Origin of the sequence: Methylobacterium organophilum (assembly GCF_022533465.1) — a bacterium.
Lineage (GTDB): Bacteria > Pseudomonadota > Alphaproteobacteria > Rhizobiales > Beijerinckiaceae > Methylobacterium > Methylobacterium organophilum.
In genome coordinates, this window is the sequence record NZ_CP092848.1 from 3,626,250 (window position 1) to 3,645,661 (window position 19,412).

19 protein-coding genes are annotated in these 19,412 nt (G+C 70.5%); 5 read left to right on the top strand and 14 right to left on the bottom strand.

Features of this window, described 5'->3' with window-relative positions:
- On the bottom strand, window positions 1–504 hold the full coding sequence (locus MMB17_RS17100; RefSeq protein WP_241099665.1) for a peptide deformylase: 504 nt from the start codon (window positions 502–504) through the stop codon (window positions 1–3).
- A gap of 138 nt (window positions 505–642) precedes the next feature.
- Between MMB17_RS17100 and MMB17_RS17105 the strand changes: the two genes are divergently transcribed.
- The gene (locus tag MMB17_RS17105) at window positions 643–894 is read left to right on the top strand and encodes a hypothetical protein (protein WP_373324979.1); all 252 of its coding nucleotides are present in this window, start codon (window positions 643–645) and stop codon (window positions 892–894) included.
- A gap of 97 nt (window positions 895–991) precedes the next feature.
- Here MMB17_RS17105 and MMB17_RS17110 read toward each other — a convergent pair whose 3' ends face one another.
- Both MMB17_RS17110 and MMB17_RS17115 read right to left on the bottom strand, forming a co-directional pair.
- Window positions 992–1,294: a hypothetical protein gene (locus MMB17_RS17110; protein ID WP_238310992.1), complete on the bottom strand. Its 303-nt coding sequence runs from the start codon at window positions 1,292–1,294 to the stop codon at window positions 992–994.
- Window positions 1,291–3,600 carry an FdhF/YdeP family oxidoreductase gene (locus tag MMB17_RS17115; RefSeq protein WP_241099666.1) on the bottom strand — a complete coding sequence of 770 codons (2,310 nt, stop codon included), beginning with the start codon at window positions 3,598–3,600 and terminating at the stop codon, window positions 1,291–1,293. The genes MMB17_RS17110 and MMB17_RS17115 overlap by 4 nt, the downstream gene beginning before the upstream one ends.
- 564 nt (window positions 3,601–4,164) lie before the next feature.
- Here MMB17_RS17115 and MMB17_RS17120 point away from each other — a divergent pair.
- Window positions 4,165–5,109 (top strand): LysR family transcriptional regulator, encoded by a 945-nt coding sequence (locus tag MMB17_RS17120; protein WP_241099667.1) that lies wholly within the window; start codon window positions 4,165–4,167, stop codon window positions 5,107–5,109.
- A 4-nt stretch (window positions 5,110–5,113) separates the two neighbouring features.
- Here MMB17_RS17120 and MMB17_RS17125 read toward each other — a convergent pair whose 3' ends face one another.
- The 8 genes from MMB17_RS17125 to MMB17_RS17160 form a co-directional block, all read right to left on the bottom strand.
- Entirely contained in the window at window positions 5,114–5,338 is a 225-nt protein-coding gene (locus tag MMB17_RS17125) for a hypothetical protein (RefSeq protein ID WP_241099668.1), read from the bottom strand.
- A gap of 175 nt (window positions 5,339–5,513) precedes the next feature.
- The gene (locus MMB17_RS17130) at window positions 5,514–6,386 is read right to left on the bottom strand and encodes an RNA polymerase factor sigma-32 (protein WP_238310996.1); all 873 of its coding nucleotides are present in this window, start codon (window positions 6,384–6,386) and stop codon (window positions 5,514–5,516) included.
- A gap of 286 nt (window positions 6,387–6,672) precedes the next feature.
- A complete protein-coding gene (locus MMB17_RS17135; protein ID WP_238310997.1) occupies window positions 6,673–7,269 on the bottom strand; it encodes a CarD family transcriptional regulator in 597 nt (198 codons plus the stop codon).
- 406 nt (window positions 7,270–7,675) lie between these two features.
- Window positions 7,676–8,014: a ferredoxin FdxA gene (gene fdxA, locus MMB17_RS17140; protein WP_238310998.1), complete on the bottom strand. Its 339-nt coding sequence runs from the start codon at window positions 8,012–8,014 to the stop codon at window positions 7,676–7,678.
- Window positions 8,015–8,297: 283 nt separating this feature from the next.
- Entirely contained in the window at window positions 8,298–8,576 is a 279-nt protein-coding gene (locus MMB17_RS17145) for an RNA-binding S4 domain-containing protein (protein WP_238311239.1), read from the bottom strand.
- A 79-nt stretch (window positions 8,577–8,655) separates the two neighbouring features.
- Window positions 8,656–11,985 carry a helicase-related protein gene (locus MMB17_RS17150; RefSeq protein WP_241099669.1) on the bottom strand — a complete coding sequence of 1,110 codons (3,330 nt, stop codon included), beginning with the start codon at window positions 11,983–11,985 and terminating at the stop codon, window positions 8,656–8,658.
- Between the two features lie 43 nt (window positions 11,986–12,028).
- On the bottom strand, window positions 12,029–12,337 hold the full coding sequence (locus tag MMB17_RS17155) for a hypothetical protein (protein WP_241099670.1): 309 nt from the start codon (window positions 12,335–12,337) through the stop codon (window positions 12,029–12,031).
- A 38-nt stretch (window positions 12,338–12,375) separates the two neighbouring features.
- Window positions 12,376–13,272, bottom strand: coding sequence for a DUF3108 domain-containing protein (locus MMB17_RS17160; protein WP_241099671.1), 897 nt, complete (start codon window positions 13,270–13,272; stop codon window positions 12,376–12,378).
- Between the two features lie 315 nt (window positions 13,273–13,587).
- On the opposite strand from MMB17_RS17160, the gene rpmB reads away from it, so the two are divergent.
- Together rpmB and MMB17_RS17170 are read left to right on the top strand one after the other, a co-directional pair.
- Entirely contained in the window at window positions 13,588–13,890 is a 303-nt protein-coding gene (gene rpmB / locus MMB17_RS17165) for a 50S ribosomal protein L28 (protein WP_238311002.1), read from the top strand.
- Window positions 13,891–14,006: 116 nt separating this feature from the next.
- A complete protein-coding gene (locus MMB17_RS17170) occupies window positions 14,007–14,936 on the top strand; it encodes an AEC family transporter (RefSeq protein ID WP_241102224.1) in 930 nt (309 codons plus the stop codon).
- Window positions 14,937–15,074: 138 nt separating this feature from the next.
- Here the strand turns inward: MMB17_RS17170 and cobT are convergent, their stop codons facing one another.
- From cobT to MMB17_RS17185, 3 genes are all read right to left on the bottom strand, one after another.
- Window positions 15,075–16,985: a cobaltochelatase subunit CobT gene (gene cobT / locus MMB17_RS17175; protein WP_238311003.1), complete on the bottom strand. Its 1,911-nt coding sequence runs from the start codon at window positions 16,983–16,985 to the stop codon at window positions 15,075–15,077.
- A 106-nt stretch (window positions 16,986–17,091) separates the two neighbouring features.
- Window positions 17,092–18,075, bottom strand: a complete 984-nt coding sequence (cobS, locus tag MMB17_RS17180; protein ID WP_238311004.1) for a cobaltochelatase subunit CobS — start codon at window positions 18,073–18,075, stop codon at window positions 17,092–17,094.
- A gap of 247 nt (window positions 18,076–18,322) precedes the next feature.
- Window positions 18,323–19,009 carry a J domain-containing protein gene (locus MMB17_RS17185; protein WP_241099672.1) on the bottom strand — a complete coding sequence of 229 codons (687 nt, stop codon included), beginning with the start codon at window positions 19,007–19,009 and terminating at the stop codon, window positions 18,323–18,325.
- A 115-nt stretch (window positions 19,010–19,124) separates the two neighbouring features.
- On the opposite strand from MMB17_RS17185, the gene MMB17_RS17190 reads away from it, so the two are divergent.
- The gene (locus MMB17_RS17190) at window positions 19,125–19,406 is read left to right on the top strand and encodes a BolA family protein (protein ID WP_241099673.1); all 282 of its coding nucleotides are present in this window, start codon (window positions 19,125–19,127) and stop codon (window positions 19,404–19,406) included.
- Window positions 19,407–19,412 lie beyond the last annotated feature (6 nt).

Below are 19,412 nucleotides of genomic sequence, written 5' to 3' on the forward strand. Positions count from 1 at the left end.
TCAGCCCGCCGTTCGGCGCAGCTTGGCGTAGCGCTTGAGCGCCCGCTCGCGCCGCAGCCGCGTCAGCCGCTCGATCCAGAAGACGCCGTCGAGCTGGTCGATCTCGTGCTGAAGACAGGCGGCGAGGAATCCCTCCGCCTGCTCCTCCTGCGCCGCGCCGTCGAGGTCGCGGTAGCGCACCGTGACCGCGGCGGGACGCTCCACCGGCTCCATCACGCCCGGCATCGAGACGCTGCCCTCCTGATGCGACGCCGTCTCGGCCGAGGCCGCAGCGATCTCCGGATTGACGTAGAGGACGGGGGCGAGATCGGGCTGCAGGCGGATGATCGCGACCCGCTGCGGCACGCCGAGATGCACCGCCGTCAGCCCGATCGCGGAGACCGCCGCCAGGGTCTCGAGCAGATCGTCGGCCAGGGCGCACAGATCGGCATCGAACCGCGTCACGGGCTGCGCGACGGCGCGCAGACGGGGATCAGGATAATAGATCAGCTCACGGGCCGGCATATTGGAAGGCTCTTTCTCCGTCTGGACGAGAATCGCGCGGATCGAAAGCGGGATCAGGCTGCCCGGACATCAGTCTCCCGGGAACATCCCGACAGGCGATGCATTGGCCTTCCGACGATGAGAAAGGAGGCAACGATCATGAAGTCCATGAAGACCTTGCTCGCCGGCGCCGTTCTCGCCACTTCGATGGTGGGTGCCGGGACGATATCGGCCAGCGCGCAGCAGATCTATCTGGGGCCGAACGGCCCGGGGGTGGACCTGCGCTCCCGCGCCCAGCGCGACCGCGACGATCGCCGCGAGATGATGCGCCGGGACGACGACCGCTACTACCGCCAGCAACGCTTCGGCGACCGCAGGGACCGCGGATACCGCCGCGACTACGATTACTGATCGGCCATCGGCGGCGCCCAGCCGTCAGACCCGGGGAAGGGGGGCGGGAAGCTGCCCCCCTTTTCTCATGGCCTCAGACACGCGCCGTGCCCGGCGCTCAGGAGGAGAGGGCCGAGAGCACGTCGCGGCCCTCGGGGCTCGCCGCGTAGCGCGTGCGCTGGGTGCGGGGGTCGCGGGTCGTCACTACGATGAGGGCTGCCCCGGTCAGGGTCTCCACCGCCCGCAGCACCAGGGCATGCTCCACCCCGAAGACCCGGGCGAAGCTGCGACTATCCGCAGAGAAACCGAGGTGAAGCCCGGCCAGGATGCCGGCTTCGAGCAGGCTCAGTTCCGGGCGCAGGGCGGAGAGCGTCTCGGCCGCCGCCAGGAAGGTCTCCGCATCGGCGGGAGGCTCACTCATGCCGCGGCGGCAGCCGCCGCCCGCGCCCGTATGGTGACGAGGACGGATTTCGAGGTCGGCGTGTCGGAGAACTCACCGAAGGTCGAGAGCGGCACCAGGACGTTCAGCTCGGGGTAGTAGCCAGCGAGGCTGCCCCGGGGCATGTCGAAGGGCACGAGACGGAAATCCTCCGCCACCCGCTCGATTCCGTCCGCATGCAGGCCGACCACGTCGACCCGATCGCCGAACTTCGCCTTCAGGGCGGCGAGGTCGTCCGGATTGGCGAAGATCACGCGGCGCTCGCCGTAGACACCACGATAGCGGTCGTCGAGGCCGTAGATCGTGGTGTTGTACTGGTCGTGGCTGCGGAAGGTCTGAAGCACGAAGGTGTCCGGAATCCCGGAGGCGCGCTGGTGCTCGGTCTGCGCCGGCAGGGCATCGGCGGAGAAGTTGGCCTTGCCTGTCGTCGTCTCGAAAACCCGCTCGGCGGCGAGGTTGCGCAGCATGAAGCCCCGCGGACGCCGGACGCGCAGGTTGTAGCCGGAGAAACCGGGGATGGTCTTCTCGATGAGGTCGCGGATCTTGTCGTGATCGTCGGCAAGCGCCGCCCAATCGACCCGCTCCGAGCCCACCGTAGCCGCGGCCATGCCGGCGATGATCGCCACCTCGGAGCGCAGATGCGGCGAGGCCGGCTTGTTGATGCCGCCCGAGCCGTGGACCATGCTCATCGAATCCTCGACGGTCACGATCTGGACCTTGCCCTTGCTGTTGCGGTCGATCTCGGTGCGGCCCAGGCAGGGCAGCACATAGGCGACGCGGCCCGGCAGCAGGTGCGAGTGGTTGAGCTTCGTCGCGATGTGGACGGTGAGCTCGCAGGAGGACAGCGCCTTGGCGACCAGGGCCGAATCCGGCGTGGCGCGGGCGAAGTTGCCGCCGAGGCCGATGAAGGCCCTGGACGAGCCGTCGAGCATGGCGCCGATGGCCGCGAGCACGTTGTGGCCGTGGCGGCGAGGGACCGCGACACCGATCTCCCGCTCGAGGGCGTCGAGAAGGGCGGCCGGCGGCTTCTCGTTGATGCCGACGGTACGGTCGCCCTGCACGTTGGAATGGCCCCGCACCGGGCAGAGGCCCGTGCCGGGCCGGCCGACATGGCCGCGCAGAAACAGGACGTTGGCGATCTCGCGGATCGTCGCCACGGAATGGCGGTGCTGGGTGACGCCCATCGCCCAGGTGGCGATGACCTTGTCGGCGCCGAGATAGACCTCGGCCGCGGTCTCGATCTCCTCCCGGGTCAGGCCGGACTGATCGAGGATCGCCTCCCAGCTGGTCGCCTCGACGGCGGCGCGATAGGCCTCGTAGCCGGCGGAGTGCTTGGCCAGGAAGGAATGGTCGAGCAGCGAGGGCTTGCCGGCGGCCAGCGCCGCGGCGTCCCGGGCGAAGACCACCTTCGCGATGCCCCGGAAGGCAGCCATGTCGCCGCCGAGGCGCGGCTGATAGTAGTGGCTGGCGATGGGGCGGCTCGCGCCGCGCAGCATCTCGACGCTGTTCTGCGGATCGGCGAAGCGCTCCAGGCCGCGCTCACGCACGGGGTTGAACACGACGACGCGGGCGCCGCGCTCGGCGGCCCGGCGCAGGTCGCCCAGCATGCGCGGATGGTTGGTGCCCGGGTTCTGACCGACGCAGAAGATCGCGTCCGCCTTCTCGAAATCCTCGAGCAGCACCGTGCCCTTGCCGACGCCGATCGCCGCCTGCAGGGCGACGCCGCTCGCCTCGTGGCACATGTTGGAGCAATCGGGGAAGTTGTTGGTGCCGTAGAGGCGGGCGAAGAGCTGGTAGAGATAGGCCGCCTCGTTGGAGGCGCGGCCGGAGGTGTAGAACTCGGCCCGGTCGGGATGGTCGAGCCCGCGCAGCACCGCACCGATCTCGGCAAAGGCCTCGTCCCAGGGCACGGCGACGTAGCGGTCGAGGCCCGCATCGTAGCGCATCGGCTGGGTCAGGCGACCTTCGCTCTCCAGCGCGTAGTCGGTCCATTGCCGCAGCTCGGAGACCGTGTGCCGGGCGAAGAACAGCGGCGTGACGCGCTTGTCAGTCGCCTCCCAGGAGACCGCCTTCACGCCGTTCTCGCAGAACTCGAAGGAGGACCCGTGAGCCGGGTCGCCCCAGGCGCAGCCCGGGCAGTCGAAGCCGTCCGGCTGGTTGGCGGAGAGCAGGGCGCGGGCGCCGGAGAGGGGGGCGCGGCTGCCGAGCAGATGCTTGCCGCAACTCTTCAGGGCGCCCCAGCCACCGGCGGCCGAGGAACGCTTGGGAAGCGAGGCGTTGGAGTCCATCGAAGATCCGAGACGGAAAGTCTTGAGGGGCCGGCGGGCTCGCTACGGGAAGCCGTTGCGAGCCTCCGCCACAATCCCAGAAGTAGCATCTCGCATCTGCGAATTCATTTCCGGATCGCCGCCACCGAGGCATGACAGCCATGCAACGGAAGAGGACTTTTCACCGTGAGACGGGCGCATAGGACATGTCTTCGACGACGCGGATGGGCAGCGCCAGCCGAGGGTCAAAGATGTTTCCGTGTCACTTTGACGCGATAATGTCCGTTATCGTACGTATTGGTGTCGTCTTTAAATATTGACGGAGAAGCTTGAGCATAGATCGATCCATCTTCAGCGACAGATTTGACATTGCCTTAGCAACTTTCGCTGTCGATCCTTTCGATGACAAGAAAATTTTTATTTAATTTGATTTTCCGCGCACTCCTGGCGGGCCATTGACGGGCCGTCAGAATTTCAGCATTTTTACATGCATTATATCGACACGAACCCCGCCGGTCCTACAGGCCTTGGTCTCCCTTCCGGCGACTGGGAACTTGCATGCCTCATCCGCAGATCCTTCGCGACATGGCGCTCTTCGTTGAAGTCGCCAAACGCAGGAGCTTCAGCCAGGCTGCGGCCGCGCTCGGGATGCCGATTTCTTCGCTCTCGCGCAGGATCACCCTGTTCGAGGCCGCGGTCGGCTTGCGTCTGCTCGATCGGACGACCCGCAAGCTGGTGCTTACCTCCTACGGCGAGGCTTATCTCGCCCAGGCCACCCGCCTCGTCGAGGAAGCCCAGAAGACCTTCGACGACATGGTCGCCGAGGCCAAGGGCCCGACGGGAATGCTCAAGATCGCCGCGCCGCCGGACTTCTGGGTGCTGCGCCATTTCTCCGGGCTGGTCACGGAATTCTCACGCAACTTCGAGCACATCCACGTCCATATCGACCTGAAGCCGGCCCCGATCGATCTGGCGGGCGAGAATTACGATCTCGCCGTCACCATCGAGGAGCCGCGCGAGACCTCGCTCATCGTTCGCAAGATCGCGGACGTGCACAACGCGCTCTTCGCCTCGCCGATCTATTTCGCCACCCGTGAGCGACCCGAGGTGCCAGGAGACCTCGCCAATCATCAACTGGTGCTGTCCTCGCCGACCGGGCTGTCGAATCTGTCGCTGGCCCGGGACAGCGAGACCGCCGAGGTGTCCGTGCGCGGGCCGATCTCGTGCAACAACCAGAGCCTTGCCCGGCGGCTGGCCATCGCGGGACAGGGCATCACGGGCGCCAACATCATCAGCGTCGACCGCGACCTCGCGAGCGGACGCCTGGAGCGGGTGCTGCCGGAATGGCGGTTGGCGCCGACGCCGGTTTATATCGTGACGACGTCGCGGCTCCTGCCGGCCAAGTCGCGGAGTTTCATCGACTTCATGACGAAGCGCCTCGGAGCCGTCCTCGGGGCGGCCAACCGGGGCGCCTCGGGGCCGGCAGCCCACCGCCTCGAAGCGCCCGCGGTCTACGCGGTGCGCTCCTGATCCGTCAGAATCGGCGCGGGAACGGGAGCGGGCGGGCGCGCAGCCGCGTCGCGACCGCCAGGAGATAGGCCATCTCGGCCGCGGCGAGCAGGCCGTAGAACAGGCCGCCGGCGGCGATCCAGGACAGGCCGAGGGCGACGGACAGGATCAGCGCGGCGAGCGCCGCGACCGGCATCAGCGCCACGAGGATCGGCAGGGGCGTGAGCAGCCTGTCTGGGGATCGTGTCATGGCGGGCCACCGGATGCGCGATGCGGTCAGCCCGTGACGCTAAGGGGTCTTTCCTAAAGGCCGCATTGATCTTTCGGGTTAAAAGCCACCCGTCGCCGAGACATTCCGCCGCCGGCAGGAGCGGTGATCCGGCGCCCGGGCCGGATCCCGCCTTGCCGCAGCGGCGGGGCGCACCTCAGGCGTAGACGTTGCCGGCCGATTGCGGGAACTTCTCGGCCAGCGCCCGGCGCAGCTTCTCCAGGGCCCGGTTCTCGATCTGGCGGACGCGCTCCTTCGAGATGCCGAGCCGGTGGCCGAGGGCCTCCAGCGTCGCCTGATCCTCGGCGAGGCGACGCTCGCGCAGAATGCGCAGCTCGCGCTCGGACAGGACGGTCAGCGCCTGCTTCAGCCAGATCAGCCGGCGCTCGCCGTCGACGATGGCCGAGACCGTCTCGTCGGGCAGGGCCGCGCCGTCGACCAGGAAGTCCATGCGCTCGGAGGAGGCCTCGCTCTCCTCCCCCACGGGGGCGTTGAGGGACATGTCCGGCCCCGACAGGCGAGCATCCATCAGGGCCACGTCCTCGCGGGAGACGCCGATGGCGGTGGCGATGCGGGAATGGATCTCGTCGCCGACCTGCTCCTCGGTCGATTGCATCAGCCGGGCGCGCAGGCGGCGCAGGTTGAAGAACAGGGCTTTCTGGGCGGAGCTGGTGCCGCCGCGCACGATCGACCAGTTGCGCAGGATGTAGTCCTGGATCGAGGCCCGGATCCACCAGGTCGCATAGGTCGAGAAGCGCACGTCGCGCTCCGGCTCGAAGCGGGCGGCGGCCTCCATCAGGCCGACATGCCCCTCCTGGACGAGATCGGCCATGGGCAGGCCGTAATGGCGGAAGCGGCCGGCCAGCGCGATCACGAGGCGCATATGGGCGGAGATCAGGCGGTGGAGGGCGCGCTCGTCGCGGTTCTCCTTCCAGCGCTCGGCGAGCCCCCGTTCCTCCTCCCTCGCCAGGAAGGGCGCCTCCATCGCGGTCCGAATGAACTGACGCCGGATCCCTGCGATCTCTGCCATCCCCAAACGCCTTTCTCGATCGAGCCTTATGAGGGTCCGGGCTCCGCCCAGAACAGGCGGCGGCCCCGGGCATCGGCCCCATGCCCGGCTCAGGCACAACGAAAGGGGGAGGGGGTTGTTCCGCGCGGCGCGTGGCGCCGAGGCGAGAATTATCAAGGGGGCGGCGCTTCCCCGAGGGGTTCGGGACGGTGGAGAACCCGCCCAAGGCCCGTCGCGCGCAACAAAAAACCCGGCGCCAGGGGCACCGGGTTTTCCGGAAGACACGTCTTCGCGAGGGGAAGGCCGCTCAGGCGGCCTCCTCCTGCAGGTCGTCGCCCTCGCCATCGGCGTCGGACTCGGTCTCCGCCTCGGCCTTGGCCCGGCGCGGGGACTTGGCGAGGCTCTGCTCGATCAGCTTCAGCGCCTCGGTCTCGGTGATCTTGTTGACCGACGAGATCTCGCGCACGACGCGGTCGAGGGCCGCCTCGTAGAGCTGGCGCTCGCTGTAGGACTGCTCCGGCTGCGCGTCCGAGCGGTAGAGGTCGCGCACCACCTCGGTAACGGCGATCAGGTCGCCGGAATTGATCTTCGCCTCGTATTCCTGGGCGCGGCGCGACCACATGGTGCGCTTGATCCGGGCGCGGCCGGTCAGCACGTCGAGAGCCTTCTTCACAAGCTCCGGCTCGGCGAGCTTGCGCATGCCGACGCTGTTGGCCTTCGCGGTCGGCACGCGCAGGACCATCTTGTCCTTCTCGAAGGAAACGACGAACAGCTCGAGCTTGTAGCCGGCGATCTCCTGCTCCTCGATCGCGACGATGCGGCCTACGCCGTGCGCCGGATAGACGACCGCTTCACCCGTCTTGAAGCCTTGGCGGCCTGCCGTCGTCTTCTTGGCTGTGGTCATGCGAGAAGGGCCTCCGATCACCGCGCGGCGTCCATCCGCGCTGTTCCACGTTTCCGGGGGCGGGACACCCGGCTCAAGCCATTGCCCGGACGCCGCTTCGGCACGCCGTCCGGTTCCCTGGCAGCCGTCCCTTCAGCCAAAGCCACCACGAACCGCGAAAGGCAGATCCTTCGCGGTCGTAGTCATGCAACCCCGTTTCCACTGTCGGGAACCGCGTCGGCGCGGGCGGAGAAAGCACATCGGGCAGGAGCGACGGCAGAGGGATGGTGTACCACAATCCGGCCGTCGAATCAAAGGATTGCCCGCGCATGCCAGCGCCCGCGCCAACGCGCATCGCGCGTTATGCACGGTCGATCCGAAACCTCGTCCGACCGGCCCGAAGGGCCGATCCGGTCCGGCGCGGCGATCAGTCGCCGGAGCCGGGGTTCGGCGAGAAATGCGCCTCGAGCTTGCCGGCCACGCCGTCCCATTCCTTGGCGTCGGCGGGCGCGTCCTTCTTCTGGGTGATGTTGGGCCAGCTCTTGGCGTAGTCGGCGTTGAGCTTCAGCCAGCGCTCCAGGTCGGACTCGGTGTCGGGCTTGATCGCCTCGGCCGGGCATTCCGGCTCGCAGACGCCGCAATCGATGCACTCGTCCGGATGGATGACGAGCATGTTCTCGCCCTCGTAGAAGCAGTCCACCGGACAGACCTCGACGCAGTCCATGTACTTGCACTTGATGCAGTTGTCGGTGACGACGTAGGTCATGGGCTGCTCGGTCCTCGGATACGCTTTCCGGTCGTCTCTCTCGCTCAGGCGGCGCCGAACGTCGAGAGGATCGTCGCGTCCCGGCTCCGTTCGAGTGCTGCGCGACGCTCGCCGTCCTGCGCTGCCGTGCGCCTTAGACCTTGCCTAAAGAGCTGACAAGCGGCCCGCCCCGCCGGGGGACGTATCGGAGGGGGAAGTGTCGCTCCCCTGCCATGTTCGCCTGCGCGCTCTTCACGCGGGGCCCGCCGCGTCCTCGGCCGGAAGCCGCCTTCGCGGCGCAGGCTCACGCCGTCTCCGGGGCGGTGTCGGCGACCTCCGCGTAGAGACCCTGGGCCTCGGGCGCCGGCCCGCGCCGCTCGCCGGGTGCGAGGACGCGCACCACGGCGGTGCGGTGGGCCACGGCGATGGTGAGCACGTCGCCGACCGCCACGGCCTTGCTCGCCGCCTCCGCCCGCTTGCCGTTGATGCGGACATGGCCGTCCGCGACGAGGCGGGCGGCGAGCGTCCGCGTCTTCGCGAAGCGGGCGAACCAGAGCCACTTGTCGAGGCGCTGCCCCCTCATCGCGCCCGTGCGGAGCGCGCGCGGCGGCAGCACGGATCAGCCCGGCCCGACGGCGATGCGATCGGGCCGGGCCGTGGCCTCAACGCTTGCGGCCCTCGGCGGATTCGAGCTGCGCCTTCAGGGCGGCGAGCTTGGCGAAGGGCGAGTCCGGATCGGGCTGGCGCTCGCGCCGCGGCGGCCGCTGGTCCTCGCGCGGACCGGCCCGGCGCTTGTCGTCGTGCCGGTCGTGGCGCGGCGGCTCGCCCCCTTCGGGACGGAAGCGGTCGCGGCGGGGACCGCCCTGGCCACGCCCTCCCTCCGGCCGCTCCCGGTGCTCGCCTTCCGGCCGGTTGCCCCGGCGCTGCGGGCCGCCGGGGCCGCGGGCCTCCCGCTCGCCGCCGCGTCCCTCGCGGTTGTCGCCCCGGGGACGGCCGTGGCGCTGCTGGCCGGCGGAGCGCTGGAAGCGGTGCAGATGCCAGACCTCGACGGTCTCGGGCTCGGCCGGCGCCGCCGGCTCGGCATCCGGGGTCTCGGCGGAAGCCTCGTCCGCGGGCGCGGCCGCTTCGGGGGCCGCCTCGGCGGCAAGCGCGGTCTCGGCCGGGGTCTCGACGGCGGCGGCCAGGGCGGCGGAATCCGCCACCGGGACCGGGGCCTCGTTGGCGGCCGGCTCCGCAGCCGGCTCCTCGGCGGCGGCCACGGGCTCGGGCTGCGCCGCCTCGGCGGGGGCCGTGCCGATGGGGGCAGGCGCCACCGCATCGGCGGTCGAGCCGGGCTCGGGCGCCGAAGCCTCGGGGGCGGATGCCTCTCCGGCTTCCGCGGAAGCGTCCGCCGGAGCGGCCGCATCGGCGGCGTCCTGGGCCGGCGTCGCCGCGGAGGACACGGCCGCCTCGGGCGCCGCCTCGGCCGGCGCGCTCGGCGTCGCGGGCACGGTCGGGGCCGCGGGGACGAGCGGGACGGTGATAGCCGGCCCCGGCCGCGTCTCGGAGACGTAGCCCAGCGACTTCAGGATCGAGGCGAAATCCTCGCCCGAGCAGCCGACCAGCGAGGTCATGTTGACGGTGGCGACGAAGCCGTCGCCGTCGGCGGTCCCCGCCGGGGGCTCGCCCGGGGTGGTGCCGGGGCGATAGGCGATGGCCGGGCGGATCAGGTCGGCCAGGCGCTCCAGGATGTCGACGCGCACCGCCCGCTCGCCGCAGACGCGGAAGCCCGCGGCCCGGTAGAGCCCCTTGGCGATCTCGGGATCGACCTTGATCGAGGTGCGGCCCGAGCTCGCCAGATGGGCGATCTCGTCGAGGCCGCGCTGGTCGAGGCCGCCGTTGCGCAGGGCCCAGAGCTGGGCCGCCAGGGTGCGCGGGGCCGGCTTCAGCAGGGCCGGCAGGAAGATGTGGTAGGCGCCGAAGCGGACGCCGTGGCGGCGCAGATTAGCCCGGCCGTCCTGGTCGAGGCTCTTCATCTCGTGCCCGACCTTGGCCCGCTCCAGCACGCCGAGCGCCTCGACCACCTGGTAGCCGATGCCCTTGGCGAGGCCGGTGAGGTCCGCCGCGGTCTCGATCTCCATGAGCGGCCCGAGCAGGCGCACCACATGCGCCCGGAGCCAGGCGTTGAGTCGGACCTCGACCTTCTCGCGGGCGGGGCCGGTCAGGCCGTCATCCGCGATGAGGCGCAGGCCCGGCTCGAACAGCTTGTCGCCCGGCGTGAGCTTGGCCACGGGATCGCCCGTCCAGCGGATGATGCCGTCATGCGACAGCACCAGCGTGGAATCGGGCGTGGCCGAGAAGCGCTCAGCGCGCGCCTCGATCTCGCCGGCCAGCGCCTTCTCGGCGGCGCTGCGCAGGGTCTTGGCCTCCTGGCCTTCCGCGGCCGGGTCCGGCACGAACTGGAAGCCGTGCAGGTGACCCACGTGTTGACCCTCGACGGTGACATCACCGCCGGAGGTGATCTCGGCTTCCAGCATCACGTTCTCTCTCAGGCGTCGCATCAGGACGCTGGTGCGCCTGTCGACGAAGCGGCTCGCGAGGCGCTCGTGCAGGGCATCGGACAGCCTGTCCTCTACCCGACGCGTCTCGCCCTGCCAATGCGGAGGATCAAGCAGCCAGTCCGGACGGTTGGCCACGAAGGTCCAGGTTCGCCCCTGCGCGATGCGCTGGGACAGGGCGTCGATGTCGCCGTCGGTGCGGTCGATCATGGCGACGTGGCGGGCGAACCAGTCGTTCGGGATGCGCCCGGCCATGCCCCGCATGAGGAAGCGATAGAGCTGCGCCACGAGATCCGCATGGGTCTGGGGATGGACCTTGCGGTAATCGGGCAGGCCGCAGGCGTCCCAGAGGCGCTGCACGCCCGAGCGGCCCGAGGCGATGTCGCGCAGCTCTTCGTCGCGCATCAGGATTTCCAGCGCCGCCTGGTCCTCGCCCATGGGCGCGCGGGTCAGCCCCGGCTCGTCGGGATGCGCGTCGAGGCTCGCCTGCAGGGCGGTGAGCGAGGCGAAATCGAGATCCGGGTTGCGCCATTGCAGGACGCGCACGGGATCGAACTGGTGATTCTCCAGCGCCTCGACCATGTCCGGCTCGAAGGGCGGGCAGCGCCCGGTGGAGCCGAAGGTACCGTCCGCGGTGTGGCGGCCGGCCCGGCCGGCGATCTGGCCCATCTCGGCGGCGGTGAGCTTGCGGAACCGGGTGCCGTCGAATTTCCAGTTGGCGGCGAAGGCCACGTGATCGACGTCGAGGTTGAGCCCCATGCCGACCGCGTCGGTGGCCACCAGGTAATCGACCTCGCCGGACTGGTAGAGCTCCACCTGGGCGTTGCGGGTGCGCGGGGAGAGGGCGCCGAGCACCACCGCCGCGCCGCCGCGCTGGCGCCGGATCAGCTCGGCGATGGCGTAGACCTCCTCCGCGGAGAAGGCGACGATGGCCGTGCGCCGGGGCAGGCGGGAGAGCTTCTTCTCCCCGGCGAAGCCGAGCTGCGACAGGCGCGGCCGCGTCTGCGGCTGCACGCCGGGGATCAGCGCCTGCACCAGGGGCTGCATGGTCGAGGAGCCGATCAGCAGCGTCTCCTCGCGGCCGCGCTGGTAGAGCAGGCGGTCGGTGAAGACGTGGCCGCGGTCCATGTCGGCGGCGAGCTGGATCTCGTCGATGGCGACGAAGGCGACATCGAGGTCGCGGGGCATCGCCTCGATGGTGCAGATCCAGTAGCGCGGCCGGTCGGGCTTGATCTTCTCCTCGCCGGTGACGAGGGCGACCTTCTCGAGGCCGACCTTGGCCACCACGCGCAGATAGACCTCGCGGGCGAGCAGGCGCAGGGGCAGCCCGATCATCCCGGTCGGGTGCGCGAGCATCCGCTCGATGGCGAGATGGGTCTTGCCGGTATTGGTCGGCCCGAGCACCGCCGTGACGCCGCGGGCGCGGGCCTGGCGGGGGAGGGAACGGAGAGTCATGCGGGTGGTCGGCGGTCCCTTCGACCGGAAGGCCGTCGCGGCGCTAGTACCGCCGGTCTCCCGGCGGCCCCGCTCCATATGGGGCGTTTGCCGGCCCGCTGCCAATCTCGCCGGGGAGACCCGGATATGCATAGATCTCGACCGGCACCGGCGGCTGCTGGGGCGCGAGGTCGGCGCAGAGCGTCTGCGGCATGGCGGTGAGCGGCCCCTTCCGGGCCGGGCGGTTCTCGACGACCTGGGCGGAGGAGAAGGCGTCGCCGCCGCAATCGGGCGGGCCGCCCGCGCTCAGCGGCTCGGCGAGGGCCGGAGCGCTCCAGAGCGTCAGGAGGAGGAGGGCAGGGGGGCGCCGCATCCCGGCACTCTCGGCCGGCGGGCCTTAACGAAGCCCCCTCACTGGCCGGTCAAATTCGCCTGGGCCACGGCCCCCGCCTCGGCGCCGGCCGCGAGGCCCGTCGACCCCGCCCCGGCGCGGCTCCAGCGGGTCGCCTCGATGATGTTGGTGCCGATGGTGGTCAGCACGGAGATCCGCACCGGCAGCAGCACCCGCGCCCCCTCGACGGGGGCGAGCCAGACCGACATCTCGCGGTTGTCCTCCATCCACTTCACGCCGGGCCGGTCGGGCCGGTGGCCGGCGATGGCGACGTAGCGCGCGTTGCAGACGAGGACGGGGCCGCTATAGCCCGGCTTCTCCACCTGCCGGGTCTCGCCGTAGCTGAGGACCACGTTGAAGCGGGTGGCGCCGTCGAAGACGGGGATGGTGCGGTCGCAATTGGCCGGGTCGATCAGGTCGCCCCGGGCCAGCGCCGGCATCATCAGGGCGCTCGCCGGATCGACGATGCCGCGCTTCATGCCGCTGGTGACGGGCACCCGGTCGCCCATGTCGACGAGGGGCGGGGTGATCTCCGCCTGGGTGACGTTGCCGTGGGCCAGCGCCATGCGCACGGCGATGCCGGAATTGCTGGTGCGGGTGGCGATCGAGAAGGCGCCGGGCTGGGGCTGCGCCGCGACGGCGCCGCTCGCCCGGGCCGAGCCCTGGCCGCCGGTGACCGCGCCGACGAGGCCGGTGAGCCGGGCCGAGACGTCCATGCGGTAGCGGCTGCCCTCGAAGGCGCCGGAGAGCTGGGCCGTGCCGATCGGGATGCCGGCGAGGTTCACGCCGTAATCGACCGTGACCTCCGTGGCCCCCGCCTTGGGCGCCCGCTTCGCCTCGGCGGCGGGCGGCAGGGCGAAGGCGAGCGCGGCGGCGATCACGGCGGCGGTGGCGCGCGGGCGGGCGATGGCGCACATGGTCTCGACTCGGGGATTCCTGGACGCCGGCTCCGAGTCGGGACCGACCCCGAGCCTGACGCGTTCCGTATCGTCCTTCCCCATGGTTAACAGACCGTTGGCGGGCCGGCCGTCTCCCGCGGGGCACAGGGAGCACCCTTCTCGACACGCTCCGCCTTGACGGCACCCGGGGGGCTCGCCTATAGGCTCGCGCCTTCAATAGAACTCCGCTGGCATCGATTCACGCGAGGGTTTCAGGCCCGCGGTGCGCCGCGTCGGCCCTGTTTCGCCCGACGCGGTCGATTGAGTTTGCGGAACGATGACGGGATCAACGCTATGTCGCGCCGCTGCGAACTGACCGGCAAGGCCGTGCAGGTCGGCCACCTCGTGAGCCACTCCAACCGCAAGACGAAGACCCGGTTCCTGCCGAACCTGTGCAACGTCACGCTCCAGTCCGACGCGCTCGCCCGCCGGGTGCGCCTGCGCATCACCGCCCATGCCCTGCGCTCCGTGGAGCATCGCGGCGGCCTCGACGCCTTCCTGGTGAAGGCCCGCGAGGTGGAGCTGTCCCAGACCGCCCGCCTGCTCAAGCGCGAGATCGAGAAGAAGCTCTCCGAGACCCAGGCCGCCGCGGCCTGAGGCCGGCCGGGCGCCGTCACGGCGCCCCCGCTTCGCCTTCCTCAATGTGAACAAGGCCGTCGTGCGCCTCCCGGCGCACGGCGGTCTTTCGCTTGGCCGAACGCCGCAAGGCCGCCATGACCGCGCTCGCCCTCATCGTCCCGATCTTCGGCCTCGTCCTGATCGGATGGGCGGCGGCGCTGACCGGCATCCTGTCCGACAAGGTCAGCGACGGGCTCTCGGAATACGTCTTCGCCCTGGCGGTGCCGGCGCTGATCGTCGGCACCCTGACGAAGCCGGGGCTCGAGGGCGAGATCGCCTGGTCGTTCTGGTTCAGCTATTTCGGCGGCGTCGCCGTTGCCTGGGGCCTCGCGAGCCTGATCGCCCGCCGCCGCCACGGCATCGACGGGCGCGGCGCGACCATCCACGGCTTCGCCGCGAGCCAGTCGAACACGATCTTCATCGGCGTGCCGACGATCCTGCAGGCCTATGGCGAAGCCGGCGCCTTCCCGCTCTTCATGCTGCTCGCGGTGCACCTGCCGCTGATGATGGGCGCGGCGACCTTCCTGATCGAGGCGGAGGGCGGCCGCTCCTACGCGGCGCGCCTGAAGGGCCTCGGGGCGGTGCTGTTCCGCAACCCGATCTTCCTGGCGCTCGCCGCCGGCCTGGCCCTGCGCGCCGGCGGCATCGGCCTCGGCGGCGTGCCGAAGGCGCTCGTCGACGCCCTGGGCGGCACCGCCTCCACCTGCGCCCTCATCGCCCTGGGGGCCGGGCTGAAGCGCTACCGGGTCGTCCACGACCTGCCGGGCGCGCTCACCGTCACCACCCTGAAGCTCGTGGTGCATCCGCTGGCCGTGTGGCTGCTCGCCTTCCACGTCTTCACCATGCCGCCGGCCTATGCCGGCGTCGCCACCCTGTTCGCGACCATGCCGGTGGGGATCAACGCCTACCTGCTCGCCGCCCGCTACCGGACCGAGCAGGGGCTGGTCGCCGCCTCGGTCCTGCTCTCGACCCTGCTCGCGGCCGGGACCGTGCTGGTCTGGCTCACCGTGCTCGGCCACGGCTGAGACGGCTTTCTCGGCCGGGCGTCCAGCGCTCCACCGTCATGGCGGGCGCACACGGGTTTTCCTCTCCCCGCAAGCGGGGCGCGGGGATGCGCGTCGAACCGCGCGACCGACCGGAGATGGTCGAGGAAGGGCGGCGCCTCAGCGCCGCCCGCCGGCCGCCCGGCGCGGGGCCTGGACCCGGCCGGCCGGGGCCGCGTCCTCCTCGAACAGCTCGGCGAGCTTTTCGGTCATCGCCCCGCCGAGTTCCTCCGCGTCGACGATGGTGACGGCGCGGCGGTAGTAGCGGGTCACGTCGTGGCCGATGCCGATGGCCAGGAGTTCCACCGGCGAGCGCTGCTCGATCTCCTCGATCATGTAGCGCAGGTGGCGCTCCAGGTAGTTGCCCGGATTGACCGAGAGGGTCGAGTCGTCGACCGGCGCCCCGTCGGAGATCACCATCAGGATGCGGCGCTGCTCGGGCCGGCCGAGCAGGCGCTTGTGCGCCCAGTCCAGCGCCTCGCCGTCGATGTTCTCCTTGAGCAGGCCCTCGCGCATCATCAGCCCGAGATTCTTGCGGGCCCGGCGCCAGGGCGCGTCGGCGCTCTTGTAGACGATGTGGCGCAGGTCGTTCAGGCGGCCGGGATTGGCCGGCTTGCCGCCGGCGAGCCAGGCCTCGCGCGACTGGCCGCCCTTCCAGGCCCGGGTGGTGAAGCCGAGGATCTCGACCTTCACGCCGCAGCGCTCCAGCGTCCGCGCCAGGATGTCGGCGCAGGTCGCCGCCACGGTGATCGGCCGCCCGCGCATGGAGCCCGAATTGTCGAGGAGCAGCGTGACGACCGTGTCGCGGAAATTCGTGTCCTTCTCCTGCTTGAAGGAGAGGGGCTGGAACGGGTCCGTCACCACGCGCACGAGGCGCGCGGGATCGAGCTGGCCCTCTTCGAGATCGAAGTCCCAGGCCCGGTTCTGCTGGGCGAGCAGACGCCGCTGCAGCCGGTTGGCGAGGCGGCCGACCACGCCCTGGAGATGGGCGAGCTGCTTGTCGAGATAGGAGCGCAGGCGGGCGAGCTCCTCCGCGTCGCAGAGGTCCTCGGCCTCCACCACCTCGTCGAAGCGCGGATTGTAGATCCGGTAATCGGGGCCGCGATTCTCGTTGGTGCGGGGCGGCGGCGGGCGCCAGGATTCGGAGGCCTCCTCCGATTCCGCGTCCTCGGCCTCCTCCGGCAGCTCGCCGGAGGGCGCATCGGCGGATTCGGTCGCCCCGTCCTCCAGCTCGTCGGCGGCCTCGTCGGTCACCTCGATCTCGGCGCGGTCGCCCTGGGACTGCTCCTCGGCCTCGCCCTCGTTGGGCTGCTGCTCGTCGTCCTGGCCCTCGGCCTCCTCGTCGTCGTTCTCGTCCTCCATGTCGGCGGGCGATTCGTCGGCGAGGTCGAGGGAGGAGAGCAGCTCGCGCACGGAGCGGGCGAAGCTGCGCTGGTTCTCCAGGGCGCCGAGCAGACCGTCGAGGTCCTTGCCCGCCCGGCTCTCGATATGCTCGCGCCAGAGCGCGACGATCTTCTCGGCGGCCTGGGGCGGCTTCTGCCCGGTCAGGCGCTCGCGCACCATCAGGGCGACGGCGTCCTCCATCGGCGCGTCGGCCCGGTCGGTGATGTCCTCGTACTTGCCGCCGCGGTGGTAGCGGTCCTCCAGCATCGCGGTGATGTTGGAGGCCACGCCCGCCATGCGGCGCGAGCCGATCGCCTCGACGCGGGCCTGCTCCACCGCGTCGTAGACGGCGCGGGCGGCGGCGTTCTCCGGCGCGAAGCGGCGGTGCAGGGCGACGTCGTGGCAGCCGAGGCGGAGCGCCATCGAATCGGAATGGCCGCGCAGCACCGCCACGTCCTCGGCGGTCAGCTTGCGCGCGGGCTCGGGCAGACGGGCCTTGTCGCCGATCAGGGCCGGCCGGTCGCTGGCATAGGTGACCTCGATCTCCGAGCGCCGGGCGATGGCGCGCAGGCACCCCGCCACCGAGCGCTTGAAGGGCTCGGCCACGGGCTCGCGGCGGTCGCTCGGCTTGCGGTTCGAGATGGACATGCGCCTAACGCTTCATGGAATCGGGTTCGAGCGGCGGACGGGTCTCGTCCGCCGCCCCGTCGCGGATGTCCGGAGCGGCGGCCGCGCGCGCTTCCCCCATGCGGGATCAGCTCAGCGCGACGTTCACCGCGCTCTCCGGCAGCTCCTTGCCGAAGGCGCGCTGGTAGAACTCGGCGACCAGGGGCCGCTCCAGCTCGTCGCACTTGTTGAGGAAGCTCACCCGGAAGGCGAAGCCGACGTCGCGGAAGATGTCCGCGTTCTCGGCCCAGGTGATGACCGTGCGCGGGCTCATCACCGTCGAGAGGTCGCCGTTCATGAAGGCGTTGCGGGTGAGGTCCGCCACCCGCACCATGCGGTTGACGACGTCGCGCCCGCCCTCGCCCCGGTAATGGGTCGCCTTGGACAGGACGATGTCCACCTCCCGGTCGTGGGGCAGGTAGTTGAGCGTGGTCACGATCGACCAGCGGTCCATCTGGCCCTGGTTGATCTGCTGGGTGCCGTGATAGAGGCCCGAGGTGTCGCCGAGGCCGACCGTGTTGGCGGTGGCGAACAGGCGGAAGGCCCCGTGCGGGCGGATCACGCGCTTCTGGTCGAGGAGCGTCAGGCGGCCCGACACCTCCAGCACGCGCTGGATCACGAACATCACGTCCGGGCGGCCGGCATCGTACTCGTCGAAGACGAGGGCGACGTTGTTCTGCAGCGCCCAGGGCAGGATGCCGTCCTGGAAGGCGGTGACCTGCTTGCCGTCCTTGAGCACGATCGCGTCCTTGCCGACGAGGTCGATGCGCGAGACGTGGCTGTCGAGGTTGATGCGCACGCAGGGCCAGTTCAGGCGGGCGGCGACCTGCTCGATATGGGTGGACTTGCCGGTGCCGTGATAGCCCGTGACCATCACGCGGCGGTTCCGGGCGAAGCCGGCCAGGATCGCGAGCGTCGTCTCCCGGTCGAAGATGTAGTCCGGGTCGAGCTCCGGCACGTGCTCGTCGGTCTCGGAGAAGGCGGGCACCTTGAGGTCGAGGTCGATGCCGAAGGTCTCGCGGACGGACACCTCGCGGTCGGGCAGCGAGGCGGGCTTTTCGTCAGACAGCATACGGTACCTCTTCGGCGCGGGCTCCGGGCCGCCTCGTCGGCGCCCCTCTCGCAAAACCCGCTCTCAGTCTCAATGCGCCAGTGTTTTCGTCCCTTCCGAGCCGGGAAACCGCGGCGCAGCGGAGGACGGTTCTCCTTAATCGCCGTGGCCGGCGGGGGCCAGGGCTTGAACCAACATATAGGCCCCGAGCCGGCAATCGACGCCCCCGGCGGCAAGCATGCCCCATGCCGACGGCAAGCAGACCGGGTCAGCAGAGACCGGCGGCCCGCAGGATGTCGTGGGCGCGGATGATGTCGCGCAGCCGCTCCTCGAAGGAGCGGTCGCCGCCATTGGCGTCGGGATGGAAGCGCTTCACCAGCACCTTGTACTGCGCCTTGATCGCCGCCTGGTCCGCGGTGTCGTCGAGGCCGAGCACGTCGAGCGCCTTGCGCACCTGGGAGGAGTAGCGCGGGCGCTTCGGCTCCGGCTCCACCGCCTTGCGGTTCTGGCCGCCGAGGCCGTTGGCGCGCAGGATGCCCAGCGGGTCGGCATAGGCCCAGTCGCGCTCGGCCTCCGGCTTCGTCTCCGCGGTGGCGGCGCCGTGGCGGTTCACGCCCATCGACCAGGTCGGGCGGTGCCCGATGATCGCGTCCTTCTGGTAGGCCTCGACCGCGGCGTCGTTCATGCCGTCGAAGTAGTTGTAGGCCGCGTTGTAGGCGCGGACGTGGTCGAGGCAGAAATGCCAGTACTGCCCCTCCTGGCGCCGGCCCTTGGGCGCCCGGTAGAGCCCCAGATGGGTGCAGCCGGCGCTCTCGCAGGTGATCTCGGCCGTCGCCGCGCCGGTCGTGGCCCGGCCGCCGCCGCGCCCCTTCGCGCCGCTCTTCGCGCCGGCCTTGGGGTCGTCGCAGGTCGGCTTGATGCGGATACGGTCGAACAGGGGCGAGTTGAGATCCATGACGAGGCGATTATGAGGGGGTGAGCCCCGGTGACAAGGCCAAAGGGCCTGATGACGCATCGGGCGTTTCCGGCTTGACGGCCGGAACCCGAAACGGACGGGCAGGAGCGGGAGCTTGGCCGAAACCCTTAAAGATTGGATCGCGGCAACCCTCGGCGCGGCGCTCACGCCGGCCCAGCTCGACGTGATCGACGAATCCCACCTGCATGCCGGCCATGCCGGGGCGCGGCCGGAGGGGGAAACGCATTTCCGACTGGATGTGGTCTCGGCCGCCTTCGAAGGGAAGAGCCGGGTCGAGCGCCACCGCCTCGTCAACGGCCTGCTCGAGGAGGGCTTCCGGCGCGGGCTGCATGCGCTGGCCCTGCGCGCCCGCACCCCGGCCGAGGCCGGGATCTGACCCACA

What these genes read in the sequence shown, in the direction of transcription:
- MMB17_RS17100 (WP_241099665.1), bottom strand. Translation starts at nt 504, where the DNA reads ATGCCGGCCCGTGAGCTGATCTATTATCCTGATCCCCGTCTGCGCGCC.
- MMB17_RS17105 (WP_373324979.1), top strand. Translation starts at nt 643, where the DNA reads ATGAAGTCCATGAAGACCTTGCTCGCCGGCGCCGTTCTCGCCACTTCG.
- MMB17_RS17110 (WP_238310992.1), bottom strand. Translation starts at nt 1,294, where the DNA reads ATGAGTGAGCCTCCCGCCGATGCGGAGACCTTCCTGGCGGCGGCCGAG.
- MMB17_RS17115 (WP_241099666.1), bottom strand. Translation starts at nt 3,600, where the DNA reads ATGGACTCCAACGCCTCGCTTCCCAAGCGTTCCTCGGCCGCCGGTGGC.
- MMB17_RS17120 (WP_241099667.1), top strand. Translation starts at nt 4,165, where the DNA reads ATGGCGCTCTTCGTTGAAGTCGCCAAACGCAGGAGCTTCAGCCAGGCT.
- MMB17_RS17125 (WP_241099668.1), bottom strand. Translation starts at nt 5,338, where the DNA reads ATGACACGATCCCCAGACAGGCTGCTCACGCCCCTGCCGATCCTCGTG.
- MMB17_RS17130 (WP_238310996.1), bottom strand. Translation starts at nt 6,386, where the DNA reads ATGGCAGAGATCGCAGGGATCCGGCGTCAGTTCATTCGGACCGCGATG.
- MMB17_RS17135 (WP_238310997.1), bottom strand. Translation starts at nt 7,269, where the DNA reads ATGACCACAGCCAAGAAGACGACGGCAGGCCGCCAAGGCTTCAAGACG.
- fdxA (WP_238310998.1), bottom strand. Translation starts at nt 8,014, where the DNA reads ATGACCTACGTCGTCACCGACAACTGCATCAAGTGCAAGTACATGGAC.
- MMB17_RS17145 (WP_238311239.1), bottom strand. Translation starts at nt 8,576, where the DNA reads ATGAGGGGGCAGCGCCTCGACAAGTGGCTCTGGTTCGCCCGCTTCGCG.
- MMB17_RS17150 (WP_241099669.1), bottom strand. Translation starts at nt 11,985, where the DNA reads ATGACTCTCCGTTCCCTCCCCCGCCAGGCCCGCGCCCGCGGCGTCACG.
- MMB17_RS17155 (WP_241099670.1), bottom strand. Translation starts at nt 12,337, where the DNA reads ATGCGGCGCCCCCCTGCCCTCCTCCTCCTGACGCTCTGGAGCGCTCCG.
- MMB17_RS17160 (WP_241099671.1), bottom strand. Translation starts at nt 13,272, where the DNA reads ATGTGCGCCATCGCCCGCCCGCGCGCCACCGCCGCCGTGATCGCCGCC.
- rpmB (WP_238311002.1), top strand. Translation starts at nt 13,588, where the DNA reads ATGTCGCGCCGCTGCGAACTGACCGGCAAGGCCGTGCAGGTCGGCCAC.
- MMB17_RS17170 (WP_241102224.1), top strand. Translation starts at nt 14,007, where the DNA reads ATGACCGCGCTCGCCCTCATCGTCCCGATCTTCGGCCTCGTCCTGATC.
- cobT (WP_238311003.1), bottom strand. Translation starts at nt 16,985, where the DNA reads ATGTCCATCTCGAACCGCAAGCCGAGCGACCGCCGCGAGCCCGTGGCC.
- cobS (WP_238311004.1), bottom strand. Translation starts at nt 18,075, where the DNA reads ATGCTGTCTGACGAAAAGCCCGCCTCGCTGCCCGACCGCGAGGTGTCC.
- MMB17_RS17185 (WP_241099672.1), bottom strand. Translation starts at nt 19,009, where the DNA reads ATGGATCTCAACTCGCCCCTGTTCGACCGTATCCGCATCAAGCCGACC.